10 protein-coding genes are annotated in these 11,491 nt (G+C 68.6%); 8 read left to right on the top strand and 2 right to left on the bottom strand.

Going from position 1 to position 11,491, the window contains the following annotated elements; translation table 11 throughout:
• Together ACWIGI_RS38900 and ACWIGI_RS38895 are read right to left on the bottom strand one after the other, a co-directional pair.
• Nucleotides 1-348: SDR family NAD(P)-dependent oxidoreductase (locus tag ACWIGI_RS38900; RefSeq protein ID WP_454208642.1), on the bottom strand; the 348-nt coding region annotated here is incomplete at its 3' end.
• 34 nt (nucleotides 349-382) lie between these two features.
• The gene (locus tag ACWIGI_RS38895) at nucleotides 383-1,852 is read right to left on the bottom strand and encodes an aldehyde dehydrogenase (RefSeq protein ID WP_454208641.1); all 1,470 of its coding nucleotides are present in this window, start codon (nucleotides 1,850-1,852) and stop codon (nucleotides 383-385) included.
• A gap of 185 nt (nucleotides 1,853-2,037) precedes the next feature.
• Between ACWIGI_RS38895 and ACWIGI_RS38890 the strand changes: the two genes are divergently transcribed.
• The 8 genes from ACWIGI_RS38890 (at nucleotide 2,038) to ACWIGI_RS38855 (ending at nucleotide 11,368) form a co-directional block, all read left to right on the top strand.
• Nucleotides 2,038-2,634 carry a TetR/AcrR family transcriptional regulator gene (locus ACWIGI_RS38890; RefSeq protein WP_454208640.1) on the top strand — a complete coding sequence of 199 codons (597 nt, stop codon included), beginning with the start codon at nucleotides 2,038-2,040 and terminating at the stop codon, nucleotides 2,632-2,634.
• 130 nt (nucleotides 2,635-2,764) lie between these two features.
• Nucleotides 2,765-4,117 (top strand): cytochrome P450, encoded by a 1,353-nt coding sequence (locus tag ACWIGI_RS38885; protein ID WP_454208639.1) that lies wholly within the window; start codon nucleotides 2,765-2,767, stop codon nucleotides 4,115-4,117.
• 42 nt (nucleotides 4,118-4,159) lie between these two features.
• Nucleotides 4,160-5,404: a cytochrome P450 gene (locus ACWIGI_RS38880; protein ID WP_454208638.1), complete on the top strand. Its 1,245-nt coding sequence runs from the start codon at nucleotides 4,160-4,162 to the stop codon at nucleotides 5,402-5,404.
• 7 nt (nucleotides 5,405-5,411) lie between these two features.
• Nucleotides 5,412-7,040, top strand: coding sequence for a GMC family oxidoreductase (locus tag ACWIGI_RS38875; RefSeq protein WP_454208637.1), 1,629 nt, complete (start codon nucleotides 5,412-5,414; stop codon nucleotides 7,038-7,040).
• A complete protein-coding gene (locus ACWIGI_RS38870) occupies nucleotides 7,031-8,266 on the top strand; it encodes a glycosyltransferase family 4 protein (protein WP_454208635.1) in 1,236 nt (411 codons plus the stop codon). The genes ACWIGI_RS38875 and ACWIGI_RS38870 overlap by 10 nt, the downstream gene beginning before the upstream one ends.
• Nucleotides 8,267-8,294: 28 nt before the next feature.
• A complete protein-coding gene (locus ACWIGI_RS38865) occupies nucleotides 8,295-9,026 on the top strand; it encodes a class I SAM-dependent methyltransferase (protein ID WP_454208634.1) in 732 nt (243 codons plus the stop codon).
• Nucleotides 9,013-10,035, top strand: a complete 1,023-nt coding sequence (locus ACWIGI_RS38860) for a prenyltransferase (protein WP_454208633.1) — start codon at nucleotides 9,013-9,015, stop codon at nucleotides 10,033-10,035. The genes ACWIGI_RS38865 and ACWIGI_RS38860 overlap by 14 nt, the downstream gene beginning before the upstream one ends.
• A 103-nt stretch (nucleotides 10,036-10,138) precedes the next feature.
• The gene (locus ACWIGI_RS38855; RefSeq protein ID WP_454208632.1) at nucleotides 10,139-11,368 is read left to right on the top strand and encodes a hypothetical protein; all 1,230 of its coding nucleotides are present in this window, start codon (nucleotides 10,139-10,141) and stop codon (nucleotides 11,366-11,368) included.
• Nucleotides 11,369-11,491: the final 123 nt, after the last annotated feature.

Here is an 11,491-nt window from a genome sequence, read left to right as displayed (position 1 = left end):
CACGCTCATGAACTTCTTGTAGTAGTCCCAGTCGACGCTGAGCAGCAGATTCAGCTTCATGTCGCCGTAGATCGCGGCGTTGTTCACCAGGTGGTTGATCGCGCCGAACTCGGCGATGGTGAAATCGGCCAGGGCCGTGGCGGATTCGGCGTCCGAGACGTCGACGGCGTGGAAGACCGCGGTGCCGCCGTCCGCGACGATCTCCTTGGCGGTCGCCTCGCCGCGTTCGGCGTTGAGGTCGGCGACGACGACGTTGGCGCCCTCGGACGCGAGCGCCTTGGCGTAGCCCGCGCCGATGCCCTGCGCCGCGCCGGTGACGATCGCGGTGCGACCGGTGAAACGTGCCATGTGAATTCAGCTCCTGGATGAGAAAAAGTAGATGTCAGGCGGGCGTGGCCACGAGCTTGGTCTCGAGGTATTCCTCGAAGCCCGCGACGCCCATTTCCCGGCCGATGCCGGAGTGCTTGTAGCCGCCGAACGGGGCGTCCGCGTGATACCAGAGACCGCCGTTCACGCTGAGGGTTCCGGTGCGCACGCCGGCGACGACGCGTTCCACGCGCTCGGGGTCCGCGCCCCACACCGAACCCGAGAGGCCGTACGGTGATTCGTTCGCCTGGCGGATGGCGTCGGCGTCGCCGTCGTGCGCGATCACCACCAGGACGGGCCCGAAGATCTCCTCCTGGGCCACGGTCGCGGTGTTACCGAGATCGGCGATCAGGGTCGGTTCGATGAAGTAGCCGCGCTCCTTGTCCGCCGGACGGCCGCCGCCGACCACGATGCGCCCGCCCTCCTCGCGCGCGATGTCGAGGTAGCGTTCGACCCGATCGCGCTGACGCGCGGAAATCACCGGCCCGCAAATGGTTCCGGGTTTGGTCGGATCCCCCGCGCGCAGGTTCGACAGCGCCTTGGCGGCCGCATCGACCGCGACCTCGTAGGACGCGCGCGGCACCAGCAGGCGGGTGGTCAGCGCGCAACCCTGACCGGCGTGCACCGCCACCGAGAACGCGGTGTAGCTGGCCGCGCCGACGATGTCCGCGTCGTCCAGCACGATCGCCGCGGACTTGCCGCCGAGTTCGAGGAAGGTCCGCTTGAGGGTGGCCGACGCGCTCGCCATGACCGCCCGGCCGGTCTGGGTCGAGCCGGTGAAGGTGACCATGTCCACGCGCGGGTCGGCGACCAGGGCCGCGCCGAGCTGGTGGTCGTCGGAGGTGACGATGTTGATCACCCCGGCGGGGATGTCGGTGTGCTCGACGATCAGCGTGCCCAGCACCGCCGCGCACCAGGGGGTGTCGGGAGCGGGCTTGAGCACCACCGTGTTTCCCGCCGCCAGCGCGGGGCCGATCTTCGCGAGGTTGATCTGGTGCGGGAAGTTCCACGGGGTGATGGCGCCGACCACGCCGACCGCTTCGCGGCGCACGACCCGCCGGCTGGAGATGCCCATCTGCTCGGCCACGCCGAGATCTGTTTCCCACGAGTAGTTTTCGGCCAGGTCCGCGGCGAACGACAGGTCACCGACGGGGCCTTCGAGCTGGGGGCCGGAGGTGAGCATGACGGGTGCGCCGACTTCGGCGATGGTGATCTCGCGCAGTTCCTCGACGTGCGCGCGCATCGCGTCGCGCAGTTGCCGCAGGCAGTGCGCGCGGAAGGCGTGGTTGCGGGACCAGTCGGTGTCGTCGAACGCGGTGCGCGCCGCGGCGATCGCCGCGTCCAGGTCCGCGGCCGTGGCGTTGGCGGCGTGGCCCAGGACCTCCTCGGTCGCGGGGTTGACGGTCGCGAAGACGCCCGCGCCGCCGGGCACCAGCTTGCCGTCGATCAGCAGGGGTGTGCCCTCGGAAGGGACGAGGCCGTTCATAGTCAGGCTCCGATGCATGTCTGGACAGGTGTTCGGAATATAGTTCGGATATTCGTTCGGACGCAAGACCGCAAAACGGGACCGGGAGCCGCCGGTCCACGAGGATCGCGTCAACACGGCTGGAACGCAGCGGCATTCGACGACGCCATTGTCGCGACCATCCTGCGGTGATACTGTCCAGACACATGTCCGAACTGACATCCACCAACATTGAGGCGACCCGCCGAAGACTCACCGAGAAGCAGGCCGACACCGTCGAGCGCCTGGTCGCGGCCGCCGTCGATGTCGTCGGCCGCGAGGCCTATTCCGGCACGACCGTGCGCCTGGTGGCCGCGGCCGCGGGTGTCGGAACAGCCACCGCGTACACCTACTTCTCCTCCAAGGAACACCTGATCACCGAGGTGTTCTGGCGGCGACTGATCGCCACGCCCGCCCTGGACACCACCGGCGCCGATCCCGCGACACGCGTGGTCGCGGTCCTGCGCCAGATCTCGATGCTGGTCGCCGACGAGCCGGCCCTGGCCAGCGCGGTGAGCAGTTCCCTGCTCGGCGACGACCCGGACGTGCAGCATCTGCGCGTGCGCATCGGGCGCGAGATCCACGGGCGCATCACCGCGGCCTGGGGCGTCGACGATCCCGAGGGCGTGGCCATGCTCGAGCTGCTCTATTCGGGCGCGCTGCTGCGCGCCGGGATGGGGTTGCTGTCCTATCAGGAGGTCGCCGACCTCCTGGAAGCCTCCGCGCGGCGCGTGCTGTCCGCCCACCGTCCCGGCGAATCCTGAAGCGCGACTACCACTTTCATACCGGCTTGCGAACGGCTCCGCTCACACCTTGTCGTGCTTGCATAACCGTAGTACTGTCCGGACACATGTCCATTCTCTGTCTGGACATTCATTCCGGGAAGGATTTGCAATGACGCTGGTCAAACCGCAGCGCGTGTCCGGAGGCCACGACGAGCACGGACATCTGCAGGAGTTCCGCACCGATCCCATCGCGCTCATGCAGCGCGTGCGCACCGAGTGCGGTGACGTCGGCTCGTTCGAGCTCGCGGGTCGCGATGTCATCCTGCTGTCGGGCGCCGAGGCCAACGAGTTCTTCTTCCGCGCCAGCGACGAGGACCTCGATCAGGGCGCGGCCTATCCGTTCATGAAGCCGATCTTCGGCGAGGGCGTCGTCTTCGACGCGCCGCCCGAGCGCCGCAAGGAGATGCTGCACAACCAGGCCCTGCGCGCGGACCACATGCGCGGGCACGCGGCCACCATCGCGAGCGAAGTGGACCAGATGCTCGCGCGCTGGGGCGACGAGGGCGAGATCGACCTGCTCGAGTTCTTCGCCGAACTCACCATCTACACCTCCTCGTCCTGCCTGATCGGCGTGAAGTTCCGCAATCAGCTGGACGGGCGCTTCGCGCACCTGTACCACGAGCTCGAGCAGGGCACCGACGCCCTCGCGTACGTCGACCCCTACGCGCCGATCGACAGCTTCCGCCGCCGCGACGAGGCGCGCGTCGCGCTCGTCGAACTCGTGCAGGCGATCATGAATCAGCGCGAGGAGAATCCGCCGACCGGCAAGGACGAGCGCGACATGCTCGACGTGCTCATCTCGGTGCGCGACGAGAACGGCACACCGCGCTTCTCCGCCAGCGAGATCACCGGCATCTTCATCTCGATGATGTTCGCCGGACACCACACCACCTCCGGCACCGCCGCCTGGACGATCATCGAACTGCTGCGCAACCCCGAGCTCATGGCCACCGTCGTGGCCGAACTCGATCAGCTGTACGCCGACGGGTCCGAGGTCAGCCACAACGCCCTGCGCCAGATCCCCCACCTCGAGGCCACCCTCAAGGAAACCCTGCGCATGCACCCGCCGCTGATCATCCTCATGCGCATCGCGCGCGACGAATTCGAGGTGTGCGGCAACCGGATCGCCCCCGGCGACATGGTCGCGGCCACCCCTGCGATCTCCAACCGGATCCCCGAGGACTTCCCCGAGCCCGATCGCTTCGATCCCGCCCGCTACCTCGATCCCCGCCAGGAAGACACCGTCAACCGCTGGAACTGGATTCCGTTCGGCGCGGGCAGGCACCGCTGCGTCGGCGCGCCCTTCGCGCTCATGCAGCTCAAGGCCATCTTCTCGATTCTGCTGCGGGACTGGGAATTCGAGCTCGCCCAGCCCTCGGACACCTACCGCAACGACCACTCCAAGATGGTCGTGCAGTTGCAGCAGCCCTGTCGTGTGCGCTACCGCCGCCGCCAGCGCTGATCATCCCGGTCCACAACGACGTCGGCCTATCTGGAGGTAGCTGTGTCGGCCCCATCCATCCCCGCCGGATTCGATTTCACCGATCCCGAACTCTGGGCAACCCGTAACCCCGTCCGAGAATTCGCCGAACTGCGTTCCACCGCACCGGTGTGGTGGAACGCCCAAACGGACGAGCAGTCCGGCGGCTTCCACGACGGAGGCTTCTGGGTCGTCTCCAAACACGAAGACATCAAAGAGATCTCGCGCAGCCACGAGCTGTACTCCGCTCAGCTCAAGGGCGCGGTGATCCGGCTGCCCGGCCAGGTCACCATCGAGCAGATCGAGCTGACCGGCGCACTGCTGGTCAACATGGACCCGCCCAAGCACACCAAGATCCGACGCATCATCTCCAAGGGCTTCAGCCCGCGCGCGGTCGAGGGCCTGCGGGCCGCGCTGAGCGAGCGCGCCACCGCGATCGTGGCGGCGGCCAAGGACGCCGGCGGCGGCGATTTCGTGGAGCAGGTGGCGGCGGAGTTGCCGCTGCAGGCCATCGCCGAACTGCTCGGCATCCCGCAGGCCGATCGCGGCAAGCTCTTCGAGTGGTCCAACCAGATGCTCAACTACGACGATCCCGAGTACGGCGACACCGCCACGACGGATTCGAGCACCAACGCCTCGGTCGAAATCCTGGGCTACTCCTGGAATCTCGCCGAACAGCGGCGCGCGGATCCGCTCGACGACATCGTCAGCCGGCTGGTGCACGCCGACGTGGACGGCGAGGCGCTGGGCTCGGATGAGTTCGGGTTCTTCGTCATCCTGCTGGCGGTGGCCGGCAACGAGACCACACGCAATGCCATCACGCACGGGATGAAGGCGTTCATCGACCACCCCGAACAGTGGGAGTTGTTCAAGAAGGAACGCCCGCGCACCGCGGCCGACGAGATCATTCGCTGGGCGACCCCGGTGACCGCGTTCCAGCGCACCGCCACCCAGGACACCGAGCTCGGCGGACAGGCGATCAAGGCCGGTCAGCGGCTCGGATTGTTCTACAGCTCGGCCAATTTCGACGAGGACGTGTTCGAGCGCCCGTTCGAGTTCGACATCCTGCGCGACCCCAACCCGCACCTGGCCTTCGGCGGCACCGGGGCGCACTACTGCGTCGGAGCGAACCTCGCGCGCCTGGAAATCGACCTCATGTTCAACGCGCTCGCCGACGCGATGCCCGATCTGACCCAGGTGAGCGAACCCGAACGCCTGCGCAACGGCTGGATCAACGGCATCAAGCACTGGCAAGTCCGGTACGAGTAGACACGGGATGAGCGTGAACGAAGCCGATTACGTCGTCGTGGGCGCGGGCAGCGCCGGCGCGGTGGTCGCGAGCAGACTGGCCGAGCACGGCAACGAGGTGATCCTGCTCGAGGCCGGGCGCAACGACGACACCCGCCTGGTCTCGAGCCCCGGCCTGATCACCATGGTGCACACCATCCCCCCGCTCAAGTCGCGGGTGTGCTGGAAGCAGTACTCGGTGCCGCAGTCGCACGCCAACAACCGGCGGATCCCCATGACGCGCGGCAAGGTCATGGGCGGATCCAGCTCGGTCAACGGCATGCTGTTCGTGCGCGGCAACCGGGCCAACTACGACGGCTGGGCCGAGGCGGGCAACAAGGGCTGGTCGTACGCCGACGTCCTGCCCGCCTACCGGCGGCTCGAGAACTGGGAGGGCGGGGACGACGAGTACCGCGGGACCGGCGGGCCGATCGAGGTGACCCGGCAACGGAATCTGACCCCGATCACCGAGGAGTTCATGACCGCGGCGTCCGAGACGCTCGGCGCGCCGATCATCGAGGACTACAACGGCGAGTCCCAGGAAGGCATCTCGGTCTTCCAGCAGAGCGTGCGAAACGGGTTGCGCTACAGCTCTTCCCGGGGCTACATCACCGATCGGCCCGATCCCCGCCTGCGGGTGATCACCCGCGCGCACGCCACCCGGGTCGTGATCGAGGACGGCCGGGCCACCGGCGTGGAGATCATCACCCGGGCCGGGGAACGCCGGATCGTGCGCGCGGGCAAGGAGGTCATCGTCTCGTGCGGCGTCATCGGCTCACCGCAGCTGCTGATGCTGTCCGGGATCGGGCCCGCCGCGCATCTGGGCGACCTGGGCATCGCGGTGCACGCGAACCTCCCGGTCGGGCAGAACCTGCACGATCACGTCTTCGTGCCGATGACGTTCGTGTCCAAGAAGGCCGTGCACCGCGGGATTCCGACGTACTTCGCGAAGGCGCTGGCCAGCGAGCTGCGCAAGCCCGGCAGCTCGTGGATGGGGCGCACCGTGTTCGAGGCGGTCGGATTCGTCAAGACGCGGTTCGCCACCGGCGCGCATCCGGATCTGCAAATCCACAGCCTGCCGTGGAGTTACCCCACGCCCAATCAGGACGCGGACAAGATGTACCTGGTCGAGCGGCGGCCCGCGCTCACGGTGATGCCGAGTCTGATCTACCCCGAGAGCCGGGGTGAGGTGCGCCTGGCCTCGGCCGACCCGTTCACCGCGCCGCTGATCGATCCCGGCTACCTCAGCGATCAGCGTGACGTCGATTTCCTGGTCGAGGGCATGCGCACCGTGCGAGAGATCATGGCGCACAGCGCGATCGCCGGTGACATCGAGGAGGAGTACTCGCCGGGCCCGGCCTTCGCGGACGAGGCCGGCCTGCGGGCGGCCCTGCCCGATCGCGCGCACTCGATCTATCACCCGGTCGGCACCTGCCGCATGGGCGTGGACGAGGCGGCGGTGGTCGACCCGACACTCAAGGTGCGCGGCATCGAGGGCCTGCGGGTCGCGGACGCCTCGATCATGCCCAGCATCACCGGCGGCAACACCAACGCCCCGGCCCTGATGATCGGGGAGATGTGCGCGCGCATGGTGATCGAGGAGGGCGCGTGCGCATAGCGCTGCTGTCCTACCGCAGCAAGACGCACTGCGGTGGGCAGGGGGTGTACGTGCGCTACCTGAGCCGGGGGCTCGCCGAACTCGGGCACGAGGTCGAGGTCTTCTCCGGTCAGCCCTACCCGGAGGATCTCGATCCCCGGGTGCGGCTGACCGAGGTGCCGAGCCTGGACCTGTACCGCGACGACGACCCGTTCCGGACGCCGCATCCGCGAGAGATCCGCGATCGGATCGACCTGCTCGAGCTGGCCACCATGTGGACCGCGGGTTTCCCCGAGCCGCGCACGTTCAGCATGCGCGCGGCCCGGCTGCTGCTGTCGCGCGTCGCCGACTTCGATGTGGTGCACGACAATCAGTGCCTGGGGTCCGGGTTGCTCGACATCGAGTACGCGCTGCCGCTGGTGGCGACCGTGCACCATCCGATCACCCGGGACCGGGCGGTGGATCTGGCGGCCGCGCCGTGGCGACGCCGGCCGTTCGTGCACCGCTGGTACGGATTCCTGGGCATGCAGCAGCGGGTGGCGCGGCGGATTCCGGACCTGATCACCGTGTCGTCGTCCTCGGCGGCCGACATCGCCGCCGACTTCGGGGTGTCGCCGCGCCAGCTGCACACGGTGCCGCTGGGGGTGGACACCGAGCTGTTCCGGCCCCGCGAGCAGGCCCGGGTGCCCGGCCGCATCGTGGCCGTGGCCAGTGCGGACAAGCCGCTCAAGGGAATCGCGCATCTGCTCGAGGCCGTGGCGCGGCTGCGGCATCGCCACGACATCGACCTGCGCCTGGTCGCCAAGCTCGAGCCGAACGGGCCGACCGAGAAACGCATCGCCGGACTCGGCCTGGCCGACATCGTGACCGTGGTCGACGGGCTCGGCGACGAGCAGCTCGCCGAACTGCTGGCCTCGGCGCAGCTGGGGTGCATTCCCTCACTGTACGAAGGGTTCTCGCTGCCCGCGGTCGAGGCCATGGCCAGCGGGACGCCCCTGGTCGCCAGCCGGGCCGGCGCGATTCCCGAGGTCACCGGCGCGTGCGCCGAACTGGTCGCGCCCGGCGACGCCGGAGCGCTCACCCAGGCCATCGGGTCGCTGCTGAACGACCCGGATCGACTGTCCCGCATGGGAATCGCGGGGCGACAGCGCGCGGAGACGGTGTACAGCTGGGCGGCGGTCGCCGCGCGGACCGTCGAGGTGTACGAGCGCGCCATCGCCCGGCGCGCACACCGGATCCCCGGGTGATCGGGACCATCGTGGAACAGGAGAACACATGCTGACCGTGGATTTCGATCGCCTCGGCGTCGGGCCCGAAGTACGGGTCATCGATGTCGGATGCGGGGCGGGACGGCACTCGTTCGAGGCGTACCGGCGCGGGGCGGACGTGGTGGCGTTCGACCAGAACACCGGTGACCTGGCCGAGGTGGCGGTGATGTTCGAGGCCATGGCCGCCGAGGGTCAGGCCCCCGACTACGCCAAGGCGCAGACCGTGGCCGGGGACGCGCTCGACCTGCCCTACGGGGACGGGGAATTCGACGTGGTCATCGCCTCGGAGATCCTCGAGCACGTCCCGCTCGACGATCGGGCGATCGCCGAACTCGTGCGGGTGCTCAAACCCGGTGGCGTACTGGCGATCACGGTGCCGCGCTGGCTCCCCGAACGGATCTGCTGGGCGTTCTCGGACGAGTATCACGCCAACGAGGGCGGCCACGTGCGCATCTACCGGGCCTCGGAGCTGCGGGACAAGGTCACCGCGCGGGGCGTGCGCTACCGGCATCGTGAGTTCGCGCACGCCCTGCACGCGCCGTACTGGTGGCTCAAATGCGCGGTGGGCGTGCACCGCGAGAAGAATCCGCTCGTCACGGCCTATCACCGAATGCTGGTGTGGGACATGATGTCCGCGCCGTGGCTCACCCGCACCGCCGAACGGCTGCTGAACCCGCTCATCGGCAAGAGCGTGGCCCTGTACTTCACCAAACCGGCGGTCGTGCATGACCCGAGCTGAGCTACCGTCGCTGCCCGGACTGCTGAGCGCGGCCGACATCCGCCGCACCGGCGAATCCATCGCCGCCGCACAGGAACCCGACGGCGCCCTGCCGTGGTTCACCGGCGGCCACACCGACCCGTGGGATCACATCGAGTCCGCGATGGGCCTGACCGCCGCCGGACTCTGGGACCAGGCCCGCGATGCCTACCTGTGGTCCGCCAAAACCCAGCGCCCCGACGGCTCCTGGCCCGCGCAGATCCGGGCGGGCGTGATCGAGAATCCCGACAGCGACACCAACTTCTGCGCCTACCTGGCCACCGGCGTCCTGCACTTCGCCGCCGTCACCGGCGATCACGGCTTCGCCGCGAGCATGTGGCCCGCGGTGCGCGCCGGCATCGACTTCGTGCTCACCCAGCAGCTGGGCGAGCACGGCGAGATCTACTGGTCCACAGGTGAGTCCGGCAGTTCCGGCGAGGCGCTGCTGACCGGGTGTTCGAGCATCCATCACAGCCTCGCCTGCGCGATCGCCCTGGCCGAGCAGGTCGGCGATCCACGCCCGGACTGGGCGCGGGCGCGGGCCCGACTCGGCGCGGCGCTGCGCGAACACCCCGGGGCGTTCCTCGACAAGTCCCGGTATTCGATGGACTGGTACTACCCGATCCTGGGCGGGGCGCTGCGCGGCGAGGCCGCCCACGCCCGAATCGCGCACTACCGCGACGATTTCGTGGTCCCCGGCCTGGGCATCCGCTGCGTGTCGGACGCCCCCTGGGTCACCGGCGCCGAAACCTGCGAGCTGGTCCTGGCCCTCGACGCGATCGGCGAGCGCACCACCGCCCTCGAGCTGCTGACCGACATCCAGCACCTGCGCGAGGTCGACGGGTCCTACTGGACGGGCCTGGTATTCACCGACGGCAAACGCTGGCCCGAGGAGCGCACGACCTGGACCGCCGCCGCGGTCATCCTGGCAACCGATGCCCTGTCGCGGACCACATCGGGGAACGGCATATTCCGAGATTCATTCGGGTGAACCTCGCTGCGCTACAGCAGCATCGAGGTTCGTGGAAGCCCTCGACAACCCCACCCGATTCCTGCCGCGAACGCTGTCGGAATGGTCGAGTACGTTCTGCTTCATGAGTTTTCTGGGTGGGGTGTTCGGCTCCAGGCGTAAACGACTCGGACAGTTTGCATTCGAGATGGTGCGGTCCAATCCCGCGGTCGCAACAGCGGAGTATCACAGCGATCGGTTCGAGATCCGCTATCAGGGTCTGGACGGCGGATGGGGGCGAATGAACCTCACGACCGCACTGCGCCGTTGCGAAGGCGTTTCCGATGCCGAGGCCGAACAGATCTTGCGCACTTTCGTCAGCGACGGTCCCGGGCTGGGCTCTACCGCCCGGCCCCAGGGGTGGGAAGCCGTCGCGCCGCGCATACGACCGCTGATTCGGCAGGCGGGTGAGCTCACCATGCGGTTCGAGGGTTTCCTCACCTCCGAACAGATCCTCTGGCAGCCGATCCTGCCCTGCCTGATGGAGACCTTGGTCATCGACCTGCCGACCTCGATGGCCCGGGTGCATCCCAGCCAGCTCGACGAATGGGAAGTCGACGCCGACACCGTGTTCGCCACGGCCCGCGCCAACCTCACCGGACTCGCCCTGGACACCGTCGCGAACTACAACCCCGCACGCGATGGCGGGATGCTGCACATCCCCGATACCAGCGGCGACGCGTACGCGGGCTCGCTGCCCCTGGTGCCGGGATGGCTGTCCGGGATCGGCGCGAAAGCCGGTGTGCGCCCGATCGTCTTCGTGGCCGCCAACACCGGCGTGCTGGTCGGGGCCGCCTACTCCGAACGGCACGTGCTGCAGTTGGTCGGCGCCGCCCGCGAGCTGTTCGACAACGCTGTCCGTGAGGTCTCGCCCGTCCCGTACACCGTGGACGATTCCGGCCGCCTGGTCCCGTACCGGGTACCGCCGAACCACCTCGCCGCGCGCGACATCGCCTCCGCCGAAGCCACCCTCACCAATCACGTGTACGCGCAGCAGCACGACCATCTCAGCGCTGACGTCGAGGCCGGCATCGTGGAATTCACGCCCCAGGTGATGCACGTGCGCGCCCCGAGCGGTTCCGAGACCACGATCACCACCTGGACCGATACCGTCCCCTCGCTGCTCCCCCACGCCCGCAACGTCATGCTGGTCGACCGCGACGGCACCGATGGCTTTCCGGTCTCGTGGGAGGCGCTGACGAGCGTGGTACCCCTCGCCCCGGTCGAGGGCCTCTACCCGCCGCGCTACCGTGCCGAGTTCCACCCCGGCCCGGATCAGATGGCACGGCTGCGTGGCGCCGGCGGCTTGAACTGAGATAACCGGCGCACCCCTCGGCCTTCCGGTGGAACAGCTCGATGATCCGACGGGACGAGCACCGCCCAGGGTCGGCCTGGTCGTAGCCGAAAGGCCCGTTCGCGGTGCACGTTAAGGACGCTG

It is taken from the genome of Nocardia sp. NPDC055321 (assembly GCF_053645575.1).
This window is presented reverse-complemented; position numbering and strand designations above follow the sequence as displayed.